Consider the following 19,531-nt stretch of genomic DNA (forward strand, 5'->3'; position numbering starts at 1 on the left):
TATTTTCGCTTTCGTCTGACTGACGCCGGGGTTGTTAAGCCGCTTTCGAAGCCGCTTCACCGTGTCAGTGGAGGCGCATTATAGGGAGTTCTCAGAGCCTGACAACCCCTAATTTGAAAAAACTTTCTGACCGCATTCTTTTTCACCAACGACGCGCAGAAAGCCAGCAAATCAGGGATATTTGCTGCATAAATCACCGCAAAATCATCGCCGGTGGCATACTAGGGTAAGAAATACAGCTAAAGGAATTGCGTCATGTCTTTATCCACTCAACAGCTCGCCGCCCAAAAAAACCTTTCTTATGTACTGGCGGAGAAAATAGCCCAGCGAATTCTTAAGGGTGAGTATGCGGCAGGCAGCATTCTTCCGGGCGAGATGGAACTGGGCGATCTCTTTGGCGTCAGCCGGACGGCCGTTCGTGAAGCCGTCAAGACGCTAGCCGCTAAAGGCATGCTGTTGCCTCGTCCAAGGATTGGCACTCGCGTTATGCCCCGCAGCCACTGGAATTTCCTTGATAAGGAACTGATAGCCTGGTGGATGACCAAAGATAACTTCAGCCATGTAGTAGAAGAGTTTTTGATTATGCGTAATAGCCTGGAACCGCAGGCCTGCGCATTAGCCGCTATTAATAGTAATGAGGAGCAACGCACCAGGCTGGCTCAACTGATGGCGCAAATGACGGAACTGCAGACGGCCTTTGACCGTCAGCGGTGGATTGAAGTGGATATGGCCTACCACGAGCTCATCTATGAAATGAGCGGTAACCCTTTCATGACATCTTTCGCGAACTTATTCAGATCGATTTATTACACTTACTTCACCGCGATTACCGATAACCAAGTCATTAAGCTCGATTTGCATCAGGCGATTGTTGATGCCATTACTCAGGGAGAGGACCAGGTAGCCTTTAACGCCTGCCTGGCGCTATTAAAGGAACCCGTCGTTCATCGGTAGTTAAAGGCGTACATAACCTTCAGGATAATAATGACGAAAACAGCACGCAGTATGGCCGGCTTGCCGTGGATAGCCGCAATGGCGTTCTTTATGCAGGCGCTGGATGCCACCATCCTTAACACCGCGCTACCGGCAATAGCCCATAGCCTGAATCGCTCCCCGCTGGCCATGCAGGCCGCCATTATTAGCTACACCTTAACCGTCGCCATGCTTATCCCGGTAAGCGGCTGGCTAGCCGATCGCTTTGGCACACGCCGCGTATTTATGGTAGCCGTTAGCCTGTTTACTCTCGGCTCCTTTGCCTGCGCCATGTCGGGATCTTTAACCGAACTGGTTATCTTCCGCGTGATTCAGGGAATTGGCGGCGCAATGATGATGCCGGTTGCGCGTCTGGCATTACTTCGGGCTTACCCACGCAGCGAGCTATTGCCTGTACTCAACTTTGTGACCATGCCCGGCTTGGTCGGCCCCATTATTGGCCCACTGCTCGGCGGCGTTCTGGTGACCTGGGCAAGCTGGCACTGGATATTTTTAATCAATATCCCGATTGGCATTCTGGGTCTGCTGTATGCCCGCAAGTATATGCCCAACTTCACCACACCGAAGCGCGGGTTTGATATGAGCGGCTTCCTGCTGTTTGGTGCGGGCCTGGTTCTGATCTCCAGCGGGGTTGAGCTGTTTGGCGAGCGAATCGTTGCCAGCTATATAGGGATGTTAGTCATTCTGGGCGGTATTTTATTGCTGCTGGCTTATGTCTGGCATGCCCGCCGCGTTCCAACGCCGCTTATCCCCCTTCCTCTCTTTAAAACGCGTACCTTCTCCGTTGGCATAGTCGGCAATATAGCCTCTCGGCTCGGCACCGGCTGCGTACCTTTTTTAATGCCGCTTATGCTGCAGGTCGGTTTTGGTTACTCGGCACTGCTGGCTGGCTGCATGATGGCACCTACGGCGGTGGGTTCGTTACTGGCTAAATCGACGGTGACTCAGGTGCTGCGCTGGCTGGGCTATCGTAAAACGCTGGTCGGGATCACTCTGGTCATCGGTCTGCTGATTGCGCAGTTCTCGCTGCAGTCACCGGGCATGGAGGTCTGGCTGCTGATCCTACCCCTCTTTATATTAGGGATGGCAATGTCGACGCAGTTTACGGCCATGAACACCATTACCCTTGCGGACCTGACGGATGAGAACGCCAGCAGCGGTAACAGCGTGCTGGCCGTGACTCAACAGCTCTCAATTAGCCTTGGGGTTGCCGTTAGTGCCGCGGTGCTACGTGCATGGGAAGGAATAGACAGCGTCAATACCATTGAACAGTTCCATTACACGCTGCTGACGATGGGCGCGATAACGCTAGTCTCTTCGGCGGTATTTCTGCTGTTGCGCCCAAAAGACGGGCGCAACTTAATAAAAGAACGTCACAAGCCTTAAACGGAGCTTCGCTCCACCAGCTCTGGCGTGAGCAGTAAGCGTTGCTGCGCCAGGTCTGGCTGCCCCATTCGGTGAATCAGCACATCCACGGCCAGCTCGCCGAGCTCATCTTTAGGCTGATGAATGGTCGTCAACGGCGGTGTCATGTAGCGCGCAAGTTCAATATCATCGTAGCCAATCACCGCCATATCCTGCGGAATGCTAAGACCAGCCTGATACAAAGCATGGTAGGCCCCAACGGCCATGGCGTCATTTCCCATGAATACCGCGTCCGGCCTGTCCGCCAGGGTAAGCAGTTCGCTCATGGCGCTAAATCCCCCCTGAAACTCGAAATCACCGATAATTTCATATCCTGGATGAATAATTAGCCCGGCCTGCGCCATTGCCTTACGGTAGCCTTCAAGGCGCAGTCTGGCCGGTGTTTTGTCCTGCGGCCCGGCGATGCAGGCAATACGGGTATAGCCATTGTCGATCAGGTGCTGCGTGGCCATTTCTCCTCCGAGCAGCGAGTTATCCTGAATCACATCGCTTTGTCCTTCAAACGGTGCCCAGTCCATCATCACGGTCGGAATAGTTGGGTAGCGGTTGATGATTTCAGGCGAGGGCTGATGTGTTTCGGTACACAACAGCAGTAATCCATCGACGCGCTTTTGCAGCAACGTTTCCAGATTTCGATTCATGCGGTGTTCATCGCCTTCGGTGTTGCACAGCACCAGGCTGTAGCCGCGCTCAAAGCAGCTACGCTCCACGCCGCGAACCAGTTCGGAATAAAAGGGGTTGCTACTCGCGGTGATCAGCATACCGATGGTATGCGTTTGATTCAGCTTGAGGCTGCGAGCCAACGCAGAAGGCGCATAATTCAGCGTTTTTACCGCAGCCTCAACCTTCTGGCGAATGGCATCGCTAACAAAGCGATCGTTATTAATGACGTGAGAAACGGTAGAAGTAGAAACGCCCGCCAGGCGGGCGACGTCTTTCATGGTAGCCATGGCTTACCTCTGCTGCTGCAGGAACTCATCTATTTCCTTGCGCCACGGCACGGACGGCTGAGCACCTTTTCGCGTTACGGCAATTGCGGCGGCAGCGTGAGCAAATCGCACGGCGTCTTCCATCGGCTTATCTTCCAGCAATGCAGTCACCAGCGCACCGTTAAAGGTGTCGCCGGCGGCGATAGTATCGACGGCTTTAACCTTAAAGCCTGGTACACGTTTGCCGTGACCTTTTTCACTTAGCCATACGCCACGGCTGCCGAGCGTGATAATCACCGTTTCGATTCCCTTACCGTGCAGCACTTCTGCAGCTTTGGCAGCATCTGCATCGTTCTCAACGCGCACGCCGGTCAGTTTTTCTGCTTCCGTTTCGTTCGGCGTGATCATATCTAACAGAGAAAGAAGCTCATCAGAGAGTTCACAGGCCGGGGCCGGGTTTAGAATCACTTTGGTCTGGTGTTGATGGGCAATTTTCGCCGCCGCCAGCACGCTTTCAAGCGGGGATTCCAGCTGCATTAATAATGCCGAAGCATCAGCGATTTTTTGCCGTTGGGCTTCAACCAGCACAGGGGTCAATACCGCGTTAGCGCCTGCATGAATGCCGATCACATTTTCACCTGCACCGTTGACAAAAATTAGTGCCACGCCGGTCGCTTCATCTTTAATGGTACTGATTGGCGAAGTATCAATATTATCGCTGGCAAGCTGCTTACAAACGCGGCCACCGGTATCGTCATCGCCCACACAGGCAATAAACGCAATGTCTGCTCCACTGCGCCCTGCCGCAACGGCCTGGTTCGCACCTTTACCGCCGAACGCCACCTGATACCCCTGCCCGGTGACGGTTTCACCCGGCGTTGGGAAATGTTCGAGGTTGAGGATATGGTCAGCATTGATGCTGCCAAGAACGACGAGTTTGCCTGTGCTTTTCATATCTTGATATCCAGTTTGAGTGCGCCGCTCATGCCTGAGCGGCGCGTTGCCCTGCTTTTCTTTAATTCTTATTTGGTGATCAGTTTTAAATCAACCGGGATTTTCGCATCCACTTTCTCGCCTTTGAGCACTTTATCAGCGGTTTCCACACCGATAACGCCGATCTGGTCAGCCATCTGAGCCACTGTCGCGCCCAGTTTGCCGCCTTCAACCGCTTTCACACCGTCAGCCGTACCATCGAAACCGACGACCAGCACATCAGATTTACCCGCGGTTTGCAGCGCACGCAGGGCACCCAATGCCATTTCGTCGTTCTGAGCAAACACAGCCTGGACGTTAGGGTGTGCAGTCAGCAGGTTCTGCATAACGTTCAGACCTTTAGTACGATCGAAGTCAGCTGGCTGGCTGGCCAGCACGTCAAATTTATGTGCCGCAACCGCCTGTTTGAAACCTTCGCCGCGTTCACGGGCTGCGGAAGCACCAGCAATACCCTGCAGCTCAATAACTTTCGCGCCGTCGCCCAGTTTCTTAGCGATGAAATCACCGGCCATTTTACCGCCAGCAACGTTATCAGAAGCAATGTGGCTCACCACGGTACCCTGGTTGGCCATACGGTCGAGGGTGATCACCGGGATTTTAGCCTGGTTTGCCATCTTAACGGCATTGCCCACCGCGTCGGAATCCGTTGGGTTAATCAGCATTAATTTGGTGCCGCGAACCGTTAAGTCTTGCACGTTGGCCAGCTCTTTTGCCGGGTTGTTTTGTGAATCCAGCACCACCAGGTTGTAGCCCAGTTTGTCAGCTTCTTTCTGCGCGCCATCTTTTAGCGACACGAAGAACGGGTTATTCAGGGTAGACACTACCAGCGCGATGGTGTCTTTTGCCATGGCGTTTGCGCTTACGGTGGCGCTCAGGGCGACAGCGGAAACCAGGGTAGCCAGTTTTTTCATGTTCATAGTCAGATGTCCTGTAGGGTTATGGTTTTACTGCTTTTTATTGTCCACCAGCACCGCCAGCAAAATTACCACCGCTTTGACGATCATCTGGTAATAAGAAGAAACACCTAATAAATTCAGACCGTTGTTCAGGAAGCCGAGGATCAATGCCCCGATCAGCGTGCCGACAATCCGGCCTTTGCCGCCCGCCAGACTGGTACCGCCCAGCACAACCGCCGCAATAGCATCCAGTTCATATCCCGCACCCGCCGTTGGCTGCGCAGAGGAAAGACGTGCTACTTCGATGATCCCAGCCAGCGAGGCCAGCAGACCACACAGAGAGTAGACGATGATTTTCACTTTGTTGACGCTAATACCTGACAGGCGCGTTGCCGCTTCGTTGCCGCCGAGGGCATAGATATAACGCCCCAGGCGAGTGTGATGCAGCATGTACCATGCGGCCAGGAAAACAATCGCCATGATCCAGACCGGCGTCGGGATCCCCAGCGGGCGGCCAATACCGAACCAGCCAAACAGGTCAGCATTATCCGAGAAGCCGGTGTTCATCGGGCTGCCGTTGGTGTAAACCAGCGTCACCCCGCGCAGCAGCAGCATCATCACCAGGGTGGCAATAAAGGCCTGAACCCGCCCTTTCGCTACAATCACGCCCGTTACGGCACCAATTGCGGCCCCGAGAGCCAGCGCAGCGGCAACGGCCACCAGTGCATTCACCTCAAAGCCCACAATCGAAGCCGCTACCGCTCCGGTCAACGCCAGAAGAGAACCGACGGACAGGTCGATCCCGGATGTCAGAATGACCAGCGTCATTCCCACCGCCATAATGGCGTTCACCGACGTTTGCTGCAGGATGTTGAACAGGTTATTCACGGTAAAGAAGTTCGGGCTCAGGGCCGAGACAATCGCAATCAGCACCAGCAGAGCGATCAGCGATTTTTGCTCCATCAGCCACGCTTTGGTGAACCAGCGACGGGTGGACACGGTCTGGGTACTCATTTATCTAACTCCTGATTCACTCGATGAAGCTTACCAACGGCCGCGGCCATCAGCGCCTCCTGGGTGGCCTCTTCACGGGAGAATTCACCGCTCAGTCGACCTTCGTGGATAACCATTATACGGTCGCTCATGCCCAGCACTTCCGGCATCTCGGACGACACAAGGATGATGCTCAACCCTTCGGCTTTAAACTGGTTAATTAACTGATAAATTTCTTTTTTCGCCCCAACGTCCACGCCACGGGTTGGCTCGTCGAGGATCAGCACTTTCGGGCGGGTCATCAGCCCGCGCGCAATGGCGACTTTCTGTTGGTTACCACCGGACAGCAGGCCAATCGGCTGCTCCATAGATGGCGTTTTGACGTTGAACAGGCGAATAAAGTCCTGCACCGCCTGCTGCTCATCTTTATGCTTCAGGCTGCCCGCCCCGCGGCTGAAATAACGCAGCGCGGTCAGCGACATGTTCTCCTTCACCGACATCCCCAGAACCAGGCCATCACGCTTGCGGTCTTCAGAGATATAAACGATGCCGTTAGCCAGCCCATCCTGCGGAGAGCGAGTCACCACCTCACGGCCATCCAGCGCCACATAGCCGCCGGTTCTCGGCAGCGCGCCATACAGCACTTTCATCAATTCGGTACGCCCGGCGCCCATCAGTCCGGCAACGCCGAGGATTTCGCCTTTGCGCAGCGTGAAAGAAACCGCCTTCACGCCGGGGCCGGAGACGTTATCGACCCGCAGGCGAATATCGCCGGGCTGTTTGTCCAGATGCGGATACTGGTCTTCCAGCTTGCGGCCAACCATCATTTCGATCAGGGTATCTTCGGTAAGCGAGGAGACTTCACGCTCGGCAATAAACTGCCCGTCGCGCAGCACGGTAACATCGTCGCACACCTCAAAAATTTCTTTCATGCGGTGGGAGATATAAACAATGCCGCAGCCCTGGGCCTTCAGTTCACGGATAACGCGGAACAGCGACTCGGTTTCCGTGTCGGTCAGCGCATCGGTAGGCTCATCCATAACGATGACTTTAGACTCAAAGCTCAGCACTTTGGCGATCTCAACCATTTGCTGATCGCCAATCGACAGCTCACCCACCAGACGCTCGCTGGTGTAGCGTAAATTCAGCTTCGCCAGCAGCTTGTCGGCTTCGCGGTACATCTTCTTCCAGTCAATGTTGCCAAAATGCCCGACAAACTCGCGGCCAAGGAAGATGTTCTCCGCAATGCTGAGCTGCGGGATCAGGTTGAGTTCCTGGTGGATAATCCCGATACCGGCTTCCTGAGACGCTTTGGGCCCGCTAAAGGCGGTTTCTTTTCCCAACCACAGCAGTGAACCGGCATCCTTGGTATAGATCCCGGTCAGGACTTTCATCATCGTGGATTTGCCGGCGCCGTTTTCACCCACCAGCGCCATAGCACGACCCGGATAGACGTTCAGCGCCGCGCCAGACAGGGCTTTCACCCCAGGGAACGATTTATCGATCCCTTTAAGTTGCAGTAAGGGTTCCATGCTGACCTCCTCAGAAGGTTACGCCGGCACAGAGAATGATATTCGCATACGGGGAACACTCCCCGCTGCGAATAACCGCATGTGCATCCGCGGTGTGCTGCTTGAACTGCTCATGGCTGATGTAACGAATAGTTATGGTGTTTCCCTGGTGTTTTTGCAGCTGCTCAATATGGCTGAGCAACGTTTCGTGAAGCGCGGGATTATGTTGTTTGATTTCAGAAGCAATGATTGCCGCCTCAACCTGCATTTCCTGCGTTACCACATCCACGACCTGCATAAAGCCCGGGACGCCGTGAGTTAATGCCAAATCAATGCGCTGGGTATGACGCGGAATTGGCAGTCCGGCATCGGCAACCACCAGCATATCGGTGTGCCCCAGACGGGAGATAACGGCCGAAATATCAGCGTTAAGAACGGTACCTTTCTTCATTTTCCTGCTCCACTAGCGAAACGTTTCGCTGATAATGAGTGTAGGAAAAGAGGTGGCGGTTAAACAACCACTAGGTTAAAGAAGTGTGATCGACATCGAAACGTTTCGCTAATAAATGCAAAACGGCACCTGAGTACCGTTTTTTAGTCTTTGCGCCCTCTCCTTGTGGGAGAGGGTCGGGGTGAGGGCATCAGGCCAGTAAAGACTGGCTGACTTAAATCTCGACCTGGGTTCCCAACTCGATAACCCTGTTCGGTGGGATCTCAAACTGGTCAGGCGCGCGCAGTGCATTTCGCTGCAGGGCCAGGAACAGCTTTCCGCGCAGGCGGAGGTACCAGGGGCGTTTGCCGATAATCAGCGACTCATGCGACATGAAGAACGAGGTTTCCATCATCCGGCAGCTCAGGCCTTCCAGACCACAGCGGTGGAAAATCTCTTCCACGTTCGGCGTTTCACGCCAGCCGTAGCTGGCCACCACGCGCCAGAAGGTGGGCGACAGCTGCTCAATAGAAACGCGCTTAACGTTGTGAACATAGGGGGCGTCTTCGGTGCGCAGCGTCAGCAATACGACTCGCTCATGCAGCACTTTGTTGTGCTTCAGGTTATGCAGCATAGCAAACGGGATCACGTTCAACGCGCGGGACATATAAACCGCTGTACCCGGCACACGAACCGGCGGCGATTTCTCAAGGGACGCAATCATCGCTTCCAGCGAGTTACCGTGCTCGTGCATACGCCGCAGCAGGCGGAAACGCTCGCTTTTCCACGTCGTCATGATGGTAAACATGACAAGCCCCAGCGTAAGCGGCAGCCAGCCACCGGAGACGATTTTCTCGAGGTTAGCAGAGAACAGCGGCACGTCGATAAACAGGAAACCCACGCACATCAGGAGCACGGCAATTTTATTCCAGTGCCAGTTTTTGCGCGCAACGGTACAGCAAAGAATCGAGGTCAGCACCATTGTGCCGGTTACTGCGATCCCGTATGCCGCCGCCAGGTTACTTGAATGTTCGAAGCTAACGATGACGATCACCACGGCGATATACAGAATCCAGTTAATCGCTGGAATGTAAATCTGCCCGGATTCCATTTCCGAGGTATGGATGATACGCATTGGCGAGAGATAACCCAGGCGAACCGCCTGACGAGTCAGCGAGAATACGCCGGAAATCACGGCCTGAGATGCGATAACCGTTGCCAGCGTTGCCAGAACCAGGAGCGGGATCAGCGCCCAGTCAGGAGCCAGCAGGAAGAACGGGTTTTTAATCGCTTCCGGGTTCTTTAATAGCAGGGCGCCCTGGCCAAAATAGTTCAGAACTAATGAAGGCAGAACCGCGATAAACCATGCGATACGAATCGGGAGCTTACCAAAGTGCCCCATATCGGCATATAGCGCTTCAACCCCGGTTATAGCCAGCACAACAGCGCCGAGAGCAACGAACGACACGGCTTTGTACTGCACGAAGAAATTCACCGCCCAGGCCGGGTTAAGCGCCTGCAGAACTTCCGGGTTGCCGATGATACTGCGCGCGCCCAGAACAGCGAGCGTCAGAAACCACAGCAGCATAACCGGCGCAAACAGCTTGCCCACGATGCCGGTACCGTGTTTCTGAATCATAAACAGCAGCGTCAGCACAATAATAGAAAGGGGAACGATGTACTGATCGAGCTGCGGCGCGGCTATCTCCAGGCCCTCTATGGCCGACATCACCGATATCGCCGGCGTGATAACCACCTCGCCGTAGAAGAAGCTACCGCCAATCAACCCCATGATTACCAGTACAGAGGTCATTCGCGCCGTCGTATTACGCCCGGCAAGCGACATTAACGTTAAGATCCCGCCTTCTCCGGCGTTATCCGCCCGCATCACGAAGGTGAGATATTTGATGGAAACGACCAGTACCAACAGCCAAAAAATTAACGATAAAAAGCCAAACACGGCGTCGCGTTCAACGCCAAACCCAAACTGCCCGGACAGGCATTCTCGAAGGGTATAAAGCGGGCTGGTACCAATATCACCGTACACAACCCCGATAGCAGCCAGCGTAACTGCCGGCAATGATTGTTTATTATCAGCGCTCATAGACTAATCTTTTGTTGGAATCCCGAAAACGTGTGCTTAGTCCCTTGGCCCACAAAACGGCGCACAGTATGCACGATAATTGTGTAAATCGTACTCCTAAATGCATTTGACTTATCCCAGCTCAAACGCTGCATGCGGCATAATCAGCACATTAACTGGCTAAAAATAAACGCTATACTCGCGTTTCTCCACAGGGTTAACCGCGTAAGGATGCAAAGCTAATTATGGCTCAATCACATTTGCTGGCCGAAAGAATTTCTCGTCTCAGCCAGGCGCTGGAAAAGGGACTTTTTGAACGTCAGCACGCCGTTCGCCTCTGCTTGCTGGCGGCGCTGAGCGGCGAAAGTGTCTTTTTACTTGGCCCGCCAGGTATTGCAAAAAGCCTGATCGCCCGCCGCCTTAAATTCGCCTTTCGCGAAGCCCGCGCCTTTGAATATCTAATGACTCGCTTCTCAACGCCAGAAGAAGTTTTTGGCCCGCTTTCTATTCAGGCGCTGAAAGATGAAGGCCGCTATGAGCGCCTGACCGCCGGCTACCTGCCGGAAGCCGAGATCGTGTTTCTGGATGAGATCTGGAAAGCCGGCCCGGCAATTTTAAACACCCTGTTGACCGCCATTAACGAACGTCGCTTCCGCAACGGCGCCAGCGAAGAAAAAATCCCCATGCGCCTGCTGGTGGCGGCCTCCAACGAATTACCCGAAGCGGACAGCAGCCTGGAAGCGCTGTATGACCGTATGCTGATCCGCCTGTGGCTCGACAAAGTGCAGGACAAAGCGAATTTCCGCTCAATGCTCATCAGCCAGCACGACGAAAACTTCAATCCGGTCACCGAAAACCTACAGGTCACCGATGAAGAATATTTCGCCTGGCAGCAGCAAATTGGCGGCGTCGCGCTGCCGGACGACGTTTTTGAACTGATCTTCACCCTGAGGCAGTTGCTTGAGGCGACGCCTGGGGCGCCTTATGTATCCGATCGCCGCTGGAAAAAAGCCATTCGTCTGCTGCAGGCCAGCGCCTTCTTTAACGGCCGCGATACCGTGGCACCTATCGATCTTATCCTGCTCAAAGACTGTCTGTGGCACGACACGGCGACCATGAATTTGATGCAGCAACAGATTGAAGTTTTGATGACCGGGCACGCGTGGCAGCAGCAGGCCATTCTGAGCAAACTCAGCGCCATCGTACAGCGCCGCCTTCAGCTTCAGCAGCAAAGCAGCGATCGCGATGCTTTTACCGTGCTCAAGCAAACCGGCATGTTCAGCCGCAAACCGCAGTACCAGCTCCCGGATGAGTTAACAGGCGAAACGCTGACGCTTTTACTGCAAAAGCCGCTAAAGCTTCACGATATCGAAGTGATCCATATCACTCTGGCGCGTGAGGCGCTGGCGCAGTGGCTTAATAAAGGCGGCGAGATCCGCGGCAAACTGAACGGTATCGGCTTTGCGCAGTTGCTTAACCTCGAAGTGGACAACAGCCTGCACCTGACCATTCGCGATGTCAGCCTTCAGGCCACGCGGCTGGCGCTGCCGGGCCACCAGCAGCAGGGCGTACCTGATGAGATCAAAAAGCAGTTTGACGATCTCGACGCCGCGCTGCACCAGCAGCACGAGCGCTTTAACGATCAGCAAAAATGCCTGTTTATTGAAAGCAACTGGCTGGGAAAAATTGAAGCCAGCCTGCAGGACGTCGCGGCACAGCTGAAACAGGCCCGGCAATGATAAGCGTTGAAACGCTGGATATGATCCTGGCTATTGGTGAAGGTGAACTGATAGAAGAGATCATTATTACTCTGCTGGCTGCCCCGCAGCTGGCGGTGTTTTTCGAAAAATTCCCGCGTTTAAAAAAAGCCGTTAGTGAAGACTTACCTCGCTGGCGAGACCAGCTTAAAGGCCGCCTGAAGGACGGACTCGTTCCGGATGAGCTGGCACAGGAAGTCCTTTGCTACCAGCAAAGCCAGCTGCTGACGACAGGACAACTCATCATCCAGCTGCCGGAAATTATTCAGCTGCTGCATAAGCTCGGCTCGCCGTTCTATGAACAGGCCAAAGCGCTGGTGGCCGATAATCCACACTTTACCCCGGCGCAGCATACGCTGTTTCTGCAGCGCTGGCGGTTGAGCCTGGTTGTACAGGCCACGTCGCTTAATCAACAGCTGTTAGAAGACGAGCGCGACAAGCTGCTGGCGGAGATTCAGGAACGTCTGGCACTTAGCGGGCAACTTGACCCTGCACTTGCCGAAAACGATAAAGCCGCGGGCAAGCTGTGGGACATGAGCGGCGGCACGCTCAAACGCGGGGACTACCAGCTGATTGTGCAATACGGCGAGTTTCTCACCGGCCAGCCGGAGCTAATGCAGCTTGCTGAACAGCTGGGCCGCTCCCGCGAGGCAAAATCCGTCCCACGGAAAGACTCACCCACGGAGCCCTGGCGTATGCTGGTTCGGGAACCTGCCACCGTGCCCGAACAGGTTGATGGCCTGCAGCGCAGCGACGATATCCTGCGCCTGCTGCCGCCAGAGCTGGCAACCCTGGGGATTACCGAACTGGAATTTGAGTTCTACCGCCGTCTGGTGGAGAAGCAACTGCTCACTTACCGTCTGCACGGTGACGCATGGCGTGAAAAAGTCATCGAACGTCCGGTTGCTCATCAGGACTTTGACGAACAGCCTCGAGGGCCATTTATTGTCTGCGTGGACACTTCCGGTTCCATGGGCGGGTTCAACGAGCAATGCGCCAAAGCCTTTTGCCTCGCACTGATGCGTATTGCCCTCGCCGATAACCGGCGCTGTTTCATTATGCTGTTTTCCAGCGAAGTGGTGCGCTATGAGGTCAGCGGGCGGGACGGCATCGATCAGGCGATCCGTTTTTTAAGCCAGCACTTCAGCGGTGGGACGGATCTGGCCAGCTGTTTTCGCTCAATCCTGGAAAAAATGCAAACCGGAGACTGGCATGACGCCGATGCGGTGGTGATCTCAGATTTTATCGCCCAGCGGCTGCCGGACGATGTCGTCAGCAGCGTGAAGGCGCTGCAGCGACAGTATCAGAACCGCTTTCACGCGGTCGCCATGTCGGGCCATGGAAAGCCCGGTATCATGCGCATTTTTGACCATATCTGGCGCTTTGACACCGGGATGAGAAGCCGCCTGCTGCGTCGCTGGCGGCGCTAAGACTTACAGCAGGTCGCTAACCTTAGCCTGTACTTCTGGTGCCCAAACGCCGCACTGAACCTGGCCGATATGCGGCAGCTGAAGCAGCAGCATCGTCAGGCGGGACTGGCCGATACCACCGCCAATGGTTTGCGGCATTTCACCTTTCACCAGCGACTGATGCCATTCGAGCTGAAGCCTGTCTTCGTCTCCGGTGATCGCCAGCTGGCGCTTCAGGGTGTCCGCATCCACGCGGATCCCCATTGAAGAAAGCTCCAGCGCATCTTCCAGCACCGAGTTCCAGACAAGAATATCGCCGTTCAGCCCCGGTAAACCGGCTTCTCCGCCCGTTGACCAGTCATCATAATCCGGGGCGCGAACGTCGTGACGCTTCCCGTCCGACAGCTTGCCCCCGATGCCGATTAAGAAAACCGCACCCAGCTCTTTAGCGATCGCCCGCTCGCGGCCTTTTGCGTCCAGACCAGGAAAGCGCTGCAATAACGTTTCGCTGTGAACAAAATGGATTTTCTCCGGCAGCAAGGCGGCCAGGCCAAACCGTTCACTCACTTCAGCCTCGGTAGCCTTAATTGCCGCCCAGATGCTTTCTACGGTTTGTTTTAGCGTGCCGGTGTGGCGTTCGCCGTCACCCATCACGCGTTCCCAGTCCCACTGATCGACATAGACCGAGTGAATCGGGGATAAACGGTCTTCATCGGGGCGAAGAGCTTTCATGTGCGTGTAAAGCCCTTCGCCCGCGCTGAAGTCGTGCTGGCCGAGCGTTTTTCTTTTCCATTTGGCCAGCGAATGCACCACTTCAAACTGCGCCTGCGGCAAGGTTTTCACCTTGACCTGCACTGCTTTCTCGCTGCCAGAAAGGTTGTCCTGTGTGCCATCCCCCACGCGGCTGAGGATCGGGGCCTGTACTTCTATCAGGCCCAGCTTCTCTTCCAGCTGACGGGAAAAATGGGTTTTCACAAAACTGATCTGACGTTGTTTAGCAATCCAGGCGGTTTTCATGGCTTTTCTCTTTGTTGTGGTGTTTCTGTCATCGATTAAGCAACAAAAACGTCACCGTATTCAATAATCAACAATAAAAAAGGCCAGCCTCTTTTTAATCGACGAATTTAAGGCTATAAAAAATGGAAAATCGGCATTTATCATAGGAAAAAACGATGGATAATTATCAGATCGACAATCTCGATCGCGGCATACTCGAAGCATTAATGGCAAATGCCCGCACCGCATATGCAGAACTGGCCAAACAGTTTGGCGTCAGCCCGGGTACCATTCACGTTCGCGTCGAAAAAATGAAGCAGGCGGGAATAATTACCGGCGCGCGCATCGACATCAGCCCGAAGCAGCTCGGCTACGATGTCTGCTGCTTTATCGGCATTATTCTGAAAAGCGCCAAAGACTATCCTTCCGCCCTCACCAAGCTGGAGAACCTGGATGAGGTGACCGAGGCTTATTACACCACTGGCCACTACAGCATCTTTATAAAGGTAATGTGCCGCTCCATTGATGCCCTTCAGCAGGTACTTATCAACAAGATCCAAACAATCGATGAAATTCAATCCACTGAAACGCTGATCTCGCTGCAGAACCCGATCATGCGTACTATCCGGCCCTGATCGTTAATTTTAATACCCATATTATCCACAGGTAGATCCCCGCTCTTTCACAGCGTACAATACGCGACGATTTGAAAAGGCGGGACACAATGGCTGATATCACTCTGATTAGCGGCAGTACGCTGGGTAGTGCCGAATACGTAGCAGAACACCTGGCAGAGAAGCTTGAAGAAGCGGGACATGGCACTGAAATGCTGCACGGCCCTCTTTTAGAGGATCTGAAAGCCAGCGGTATCTGGCTGGTGGTCTCTTCCACGCATGGTGCTGGCGATCTGCCGGACAACCTGCAGCCTTTCTATGACGCTATAAATGAACAGCGTCCGGATCTGAGCGACGTAAGCTATGGCGCGATCGGGATCGGCAGCCGCGAATACGACACATTTTGCGGTGCTATAGAGAAGATCGATCTGCTGCTGACCGAATGTGGTGCGACCCGCATAGGATCTTTGCTCAAAATAAACATCCTCGATCACGACATTCCTGAGGATCCAGCCGAAATTTGGGTAGGTTCCTGGATTAATTTACTCCCTGAAGTGTAAATATTGCGCGATCAGATGTGGATAACTCTGGTTAAAAGCTTGGATTAACCCGTAGTTATCCAAATAACAACTGTTGTTCACTTTTTGAGTTGTGCATAAACCTCAATTCTGATCCCAGCTTATACGGTCCGGGATCACCGGTAGTACACAGCAAACGATCCTTTCCAGGTTGTTGATCCTAAAATGGATAAATGGCTTATCCACAGAGGTGGTCGATCCTAATAAGAGATCACAATAAAGAGATCTTTAAATAAAAAAGATCTTCTTTTAATTACCGAAGATCCCGACGCTTTCTCGAAAGACTAAAGTTGAGTAGAATCCCCAGCCCGGGAAGTCACAAACCCTCATTCGCGAAACCGAGGCAGTTACCATGTTTTATCCAGATCCTTTTGACGTCATTATCATCGGCGGGGGTCATGCAGGCACAGAGGCGGCAATGGCCGCAGCTCGTATGGGTCAGCAGACCCTGCTTCTGACACACAATATCGACACGCTGGGACAGATGTCCTGTAACCCGGCTATCGGCGGTATTGGCAAGGGACATTTGGTTAAGGAAGTGGATGCCCTCGGTGGCCTGATGGCTACCGCGATCGATCATGCGGGTATTCAGTTTAGAATACTAAACGCCAGCAAAGGCCCGGCAGTCCGAGCCACTCGTGCTCAGGCGGACCGCGTGCTTTACCGGCAGGCCGTTCGCACTGCGCTGGAGAACCAGCCCAACCTGATGATTTTCCAGCAGGCGGTGGAAGATCTTATCGTTGAGAACGATCGTGTCGTCGGGGCGGTTACCCAAATGGGGCTCAAATTCCGCGCCAAAGCGGTGGTGCTGACCGTAGGGACCTTCCTGGATGGTAAGATCCATATCGGGCTGGACAACTACAGCGGTGGCCGTGCAGGGGATCCTCCGTCGATCCCGCTCTCACGCCGCTTACGTGAACTGCCGCTGCGCGTCAGCCGTCTGAAAACGGGGACACCTCCGCGCATTGACGCCCGCACTATTGATTTCAGCGTACTTGCTCCGCAGCACGGGGATAACCCAATGCCGGTTTTCTCCTTCATGGGGAATGTGAACCAGCATCCGGAGCAGGTACCTTGCTACATCACGCATACCAACGAACAAACCCATGAGGTGATCCGCAATAACCTCGACCGCAGCCCAATGTATGCGGGGATTATCGAAGGTATCGGCCCTCGCTACTGTCCGTCTATCGAAGACAAAGTCATGCGTTTTGCCGATCGCAACGCGCACCAAATTTTCCTCGAGCCAGAAGGGCTGACCAGCAACGAGATTTACCCGAACGGGATCTCCACCAGCCTGCCGTTTGACGTTCAAATGCAAATCGTTCGTTCGATGAAGGGGATGGAAAACGCGAAGATCGTTCGTCCAGGCTACGCGATTGAGTATGACTTCTTCGATCCGCGCGATCTGAAGCCAACCCTGGAAAGCAAATTTATTCAGGGGCTGTTCTTTGCGGGACAGATCAACGGTACCACCGGGTACGAAGAAGCCGCTGCTCAGGGCCTGCTTGCCGGTCTTAACGCTGCCCGTTTCTCTGCTGAGAAAGAGGGCTGGGCACCGCGTCGCGATCAGGCTTACCTTGGCGTACTGGTCGATGACCTGTGCACTTTGGGGACCAAAGAACCGTACCGCATGTTTACTTCTCGGGCTGAATATCGCCTGATGCTGCGTGAAGATAACGCCGATCTGCGTCTCACCGAAGCAGGCCGTGAGCTGGGTCTGGTGGATGATGCTCGCTGGGCTCGTTTCAACGATAAGCTTGAAATGATCGAACGTGAGCGCCAGCGCCTGAAAGATATCTGGCTGCACCCGAACGCTGAGCAGGTCGCAGAGGTGAACGCGCAGCTCAGTGCCCCGCTTTCCAAAGAAGCTAACGGCGAAGATCTGCTGCGTCGCCCTGAAATGACCTACGCTGCGATGACGCAGTTGTCGACTTTTGCGCCCGGTCTGGAAGATCCTCAGGCTGCCGAGCAGGTTGAGATCCAGGTTAAATACGAAGGCTACATCGCGCGGCAGCAGGACGAGATTGAAAAGCAGCAGCGTAATGAAAATACGGTGCTGCCAGCTACGCTTGACTATAGTCAAGTGAGTGGGCTGTCTAACGAGGTGATCGCGAAGCTTAACGATCACAAACCCGTTTCAATTGGCCAGGCATCCCGTATTTCGGGGATCACCCCGGCGGCAATCTCTATTTTGCTTGTCTGGCTTAAGAAACAAGGGCTGCTGCGACGCAGTGCTTAAAAACAGACGACAACAGGCCTGGCAAACCTGGCCTCTTTTTTTGATGGATTTACGACGTGCTGACTAAATTATCTCGCCTGCTGAAAGAAGCGGGCATCACTCTCCCTGAAAATCAGCAGCAGCAACTGGTGGGTTATGTTTCGCTGCTCGACAAATGGAACAAGGCCTATAACCTCACTTCGGTGCGTAATCCTGATGAAATGCTGGTGCGGCATATTCTGGATAGCATTGTGGTCGAACCGCATTTGCAGGGCAGCCGGTTTATCGACGTTGGCACGGGCCCTGGTCTGCCTGGGATCCCGCTGGCAATCGTGCGCCCTGATTCGCATTTCACTCTGCTGGACAGCCTCGGCAAACGTGTGCGATTCCTGCGTCAGGTACAGCACGAGCTGAAGCTGGAAAACATTACTCCGGTACAAAGCCGCGTGGAGGATTTTCCGGCGGAACCTCCGTTTGACGGCGTTATCAGCCGGGCTTTTGCCTCGCTAAGCGACATGGTGAACTGGTGTCACCATCTGCCTGCCGCGCACGGGAAGTTCTATGCGCTGAAAGGGGTACGTCCGGACGAAGAAATAACCCAACTACCTGCCGGATTCACCGTTGAAAATATCGTCAAACTCAATGTGCCGAGCCTGGAAGGGGAGAGGCATTTGGTGCTGATTAAGGCAAACAAAACTTAATATTTATCAAAAAACGACGCGATAGAGATGTTTCACTGAGGTTAAAAAGCGACGGGGCGATCGATGTAATGGTTGGTTACATTTAACCAACTTTTAACTAGGATTTATCCTTCTTTTAACTTAGAAGTGATTAATTACCAGGGTAATAATTTTATTCGAAAATATCATCCGGCTAAAATTATGCCGAAAAACGGCCTTTGTCGGATGTTAAAAGTTTAACTGGAATGTCAATGAAAGGTTTTTATGATGTTTCAGCTTGTTTTAAACAGAGTGCACATTAATCAGCTTAATTATCAGTCATCTGTAATTAGTGCTTTCTTAGACGGCAAAATAATGTCTGCCGATAAGATGTTTAATTTGTGATCGTGTGCACGCTTTGCTGTCAGGGATTTCGGCCTATTTGCACTTTTTGAGGAAGCCGATGCGATTCATCAAAAGTCAGAAAATGGCTGTGCAGAAAATTAATTAAACATTTGTTCACCTTTTCGCTACTTATTGTTTGAAATCACTGGGCCGCACCGTATAATTTGCTCGCTTTTTGAGGCTTGACTCAGCGTCGCAAAGACAGTTTTATACGACACGCGACATACCTCATAGGTAGCAGGAGTTAGGAAACGTCATGTCTGTGTCGCTCTTGAGTAAGAACGTAGCCCGCAAGCTATTGTTCATCCAACTTCTGGCTGTAGTAGCAATTGGACTGCTGTTTTGCCTTAAAGCGCCTTCTTGGGGCGCTTCCGCGCTCGGCGGAGGCCTGGCGGTTTGGCTGCCAAACGTGCTGTTTATGATTTTTGCCTGGCGCCATCAGGCGCATACACCCGCTAAAGGCCGCGTGGCCTGGACATTCGCTCTCGGCGAAGTGCTAAAGGTGATTGCGACCTTCATCATTTTAGTGGTGGCGCTGGCGTACTTTAAGGCGGTGGTATTGCCGCTAATAGTGACGTGGGTTTCGGTGCTGGTTGTGCAGATACTCGCACCAGCTGTAATTAACAACAAAGGGTAAGA

At 53.6% G+C, this 19,531-nt stretch carries 17 protein-coding genes; 9 read left to right on the plus strand and 8 right to left on the minus strand.

Going from position 1 to position 19,531, the window contains the following annotated elements:
• The first annotated feature begins 255 nt into the window (after positions 1-255).
• Together F3J29_RS16030 and mdtD are read left to right on the plus strand one after the other, a co-directional pair.
• Positions 256-954 (plus strand): FadR/GntR family transcriptional regulator, encoded by a 699-nt coding sequence (locus F3J29_RS16030; RefSeq protein WP_166867555.1) that lies wholly within the window; start codon positions 256-258, stop codon positions 952-954.
• A gap of 30 nt (positions 955-984) precedes the next feature.
• Positions 985-2,379 carry a multidrug transporter subunit MdtD gene (gene mdtD, locus F3J29_RS16035; protein ID WP_205246821.1) on the plus strand — a complete coding sequence of 465 codons (1,395 nt, stop codon included), beginning with the start codon at positions 985-987 and terminating at the stop codon, positions 2,377-2,379.
• On the opposite strand, the gene rbsR is transcribed toward mdtD, so the two are convergent.
• From rbsR to kup, 7 genes are all read right to left on the minus strand, one after another.
• Positions 2,376-3,368 (minus strand): ribose operon transcriptional repressor RbsR, encoded by a 993-nt coding sequence (gene rbsR / locus F3J29_RS16040; protein WP_166867557.1) that lies wholly within the window; start codon positions 3,366-3,368, stop codon positions 2,376-2,378. The two genes, mdtD and rbsR, sit on opposite strands and share 4 nt — an antisense overlap.
• Positions 3,369-3,371: 3 nt before the next feature.
• Positions 3,372-4,301: a ribokinase gene (gene rbsK, locus F3J29_RS16045; RefSeq protein WP_166867559.1), complete on the minus strand. Its 930-nt coding sequence runs from the start codon at positions 4,299-4,301 to the stop codon at positions 3,372-3,374.
• Positions 4,302-4,369: 68 nt separating this feature from the next.
• A complete protein-coding gene (gene rbsB / locus F3J29_RS16050) occupies positions 4,370-5,257 on the minus strand; it encodes a ribose ABC transporter substrate-binding protein RbsB (protein ID WP_039299035.1) in 888 nt (295 codons plus the stop codon).
• A 27-nt stretch (positions 5,258-5,284) separates the two neighbouring features.
• Entirely contained in the window at positions 5,285-6,250 is a 966-nt protein-coding gene (rbsC, locus tag F3J29_RS16055) for a ribose ABC transporter permease (RefSeq protein WP_008457775.1), read from the minus strand.
• Complete coding sequence (rbsA, locus tag F3J29_RS16060) at positions 6,247-7,761, minus strand: ribose ABC transporter ATP-binding protein RbsA (RefSeq protein WP_166867561.1); 1,515 nt, start codon at positions 7,759-7,761, stop codon at positions 6,247-6,249. The genes rbsC and rbsA overlap by 4 nt, the downstream gene beginning before the upstream one ends.
• 10 nt (positions 7,762-7,771) lie before the next feature.
• Positions 7,772-8,191 carry a D-ribose pyranase gene (gene rbsD / locus F3J29_RS16065; protein WP_166867563.1) on the minus strand — a complete coding sequence of 140 codons (420 nt, stop codon included), beginning with the start codon at positions 8,189-8,191 and terminating at the stop codon, positions 7,772-7,774.
• A gap of 214 nt (positions 8,192-8,405) precedes the next feature.
• Complete coding sequence (gene kup / locus F3J29_RS16070; protein WP_039289105.1) at positions 8,406-10,274, minus strand: low affinity potassium transporter Kup; 1,869 nt, start codon at positions 10,272-10,274, stop codon at positions 8,406-8,408.
• Between the two features lie 224 nt (positions 10,275-10,498).
• On the opposite strand from kup, the gene ravA reads away from it, so the two are divergent.
• A complete protein-coding gene (gene ravA, locus F3J29_RS16075; protein WP_166867564.1) occupies positions 10,499-11,992 on the plus strand; it encodes an ATPase RavA in 1,494 nt (497 codons plus the stop codon).
• A complete protein-coding gene (gene viaA, locus F3J29_RS16080; RefSeq protein WP_166867566.1) occupies positions 11,989-13,440 on the plus strand; it encodes an ATPase RavA stimulator ViaA in 1,452 nt (483 codons plus the stop codon). The genes ravA and viaA overlap by 4 nt, the downstream gene beginning before the upstream one ends.
• Before the next feature lie 3 nt (positions 13,441-13,443).
• On the opposite strand, the gene asnA is transcribed toward viaA, so the two are convergent.
• On the minus strand, positions 13,444-14,436 hold the full coding sequence (gene asnA, locus F3J29_RS16085) for an aspartate--ammonia ligase (protein ID WP_166867568.1): 993 nt from the start codon (positions 14,434-14,436) through the stop codon (positions 13,444-13,446).
• 155 nt (positions 14,437-14,591) lie between these two features.
• Here asnA and asnC point away from each other — a divergent pair, with 155 nt between their 5' ends.
• The 5 genes from asnC to atpI all read left to right on the plus strand — a co-directional run bounded on the left by asnC (position 14,592) and on the right by atpI (position 19,529).
• Entirely contained in the window at positions 14,592-15,050 is a 459-nt protein-coding gene (gene asnC / locus F3J29_RS16090; RefSeq protein WP_008457765.1) for a transcriptional regulator AsnC, read from the plus strand.
• Between the two features lie 89 nt (positions 15,051-15,139).
• Positions 15,140-15,589 carry an FMN-binding protein MioC gene (gene mioC, locus F3J29_RS16095; protein ID WP_008457762.1) on the plus strand — a complete coding sequence of 150 codons (450 nt, stop codon included), beginning with the start codon at positions 15,140-15,142 and terminating at the stop codon, positions 15,587-15,589.
• Positions 15,590-15,959: 370 nt separating this feature from the next.
• Positions 15,960-17,849, plus strand: a complete 1,890-nt coding sequence (mnmG, locus tag F3J29_RS16100; protein WP_166867570.1) for a tRNA uridine-5-carboxymethylaminomethyl(34) synthesis enzyme MnmG — start codon at positions 15,960-15,962, stop codon at positions 17,847-17,849.
• 56 nt (positions 17,850-17,905) lie between these two features.
• Entirely contained in the window at positions 17,906-18,529 is a 624-nt protein-coding gene (gene rsmG, locus F3J29_RS16105) for a 16S rRNA (guanine(527)-N(7))-methyltransferase RsmG (protein ID WP_008457757.1), read from the plus strand.
• A gap of 619 nt (positions 18,530-19,148) precedes the next feature.
• On the plus strand, positions 19,149-19,529 hold the full coding sequence (gene atpI / locus F3J29_RS16110; RefSeq protein ID WP_045784452.1) for a F0F1 ATP synthase subunit I: 381 nt from the start codon (positions 19,149-19,151) through the stop codon (positions 19,527-19,529).
• Positions 19,530-19,531 lie beyond the last annotated feature (2 nt).

It is taken from the genome of Enterobacter sp. Cy-643 (assembly GCF_011752815.1).
Classification (GTDB): domain Bacteria; phylum Pseudomonadota; class Gammaproteobacteria; order Enterobacterales; family Enterobacteriaceae; genus Cedecea.

Excerpts from the sequence above, each read along its gene's own strand:
- F3J29_RS16030 (WP_166867555.1), top strand. The coding sequence starts at position 256 with ATGTCTTTATCCACTCAACAGCTCGCCGCCCAAAAAAACCTTTCTTAT.
- mdtD (WP_205246821.1), top strand. The coding sequence starts at position 985 with ATGACGAAAACAGCACGCAGTATGGCCGGCTTGCCGTGGATAGCCGCA.
- rbsR (WP_166867557.1), bottom strand. The coding sequence starts at position 3,368 with ATGGCTACCATGAAAGACGTCGCCCGCCTGGCGGGCGTTTCTACTTCT.
- rbsK (WP_166867559.1), bottom strand. The coding sequence starts at position 4,301 with ATGAAAAGCACAGGCAAACTCGTCGTTCTTGGCAGCATCAATGCTGAC.
- rbsB (WP_039299035.1), bottom strand. The coding sequence starts at position 5,257 with ATGAACATGAAAAAACTGGCTACCCTGGTTTCCGCTGTCGCCCTGAGC.
- rbsC (WP_008457775.1), bottom strand. The coding sequence starts at position 6,250 with ATGAGTACCCAGACCGTGTCCACCCGTCGCTGGTTCACCAAAGCGTGG.
- rbsA (WP_166867561.1), bottom strand. The coding sequence starts at position 7,761 with ATGGAACCCTTACTGCAACTTAAAGGGATCGATAAATCGTTCCCTGGG.
- rbsD (WP_166867563.1), bottom strand. The coding sequence starts at position 8,191 with ATGAAGAAAGGTACCGTTCTTAACGCTGATATTTCGGCCGTTATCTCC.
- kup (WP_039289105.1), bottom strand. The coding sequence starts at position 10,274 with ATGAGCGCTGATAATAAACAATCATTGCCGGCAGTTACGCTGGCTGCT.
- ravA (WP_166867564.1), top strand. The coding sequence starts at position 10,499 with ATGGCTCAATCACATTTGCTGGCCGAAAGAATTTCTCGTCTCAGCCAG.
- viaA (WP_166867566.1), top strand. The coding sequence starts at position 11,989 with ATGATAAGCGTTGAAACGCTGGATATGATCCTGGCTATTGGTGAAGGT.
- asnA (WP_166867568.1), bottom strand. The coding sequence starts at position 14,436 with ATGAAAACCGCCTGGATTGCTAAACAACGTCAGATCAGTTTTGTGAAA.
- asnC (WP_008457765.1), top strand. The coding sequence starts at position 14,592 with ATGGATAATTATCAGATCGACAATCTCGATCGCGGCATACTCGAAGCA.
- mioC (WP_008457762.1), top strand. The coding sequence starts at position 15,140 with ATGGCTGATATCACTCTGATTAGCGGCAGTACGCTGGGTAGTGCCGAA.
- mnmG (WP_166867570.1), top strand. The coding sequence starts at position 15,960 with ATGTTTTATCCAGATCCTTTTGACGTCATTATCATCGGCGGGGGTCAT.
- atpI (WP_045784452.1), top strand. The coding sequence starts at position 19,149 with ATGTCTGTGTCGCTCTTGAGTAAGAACGTAGCCCGCAAGCTATTGTTC.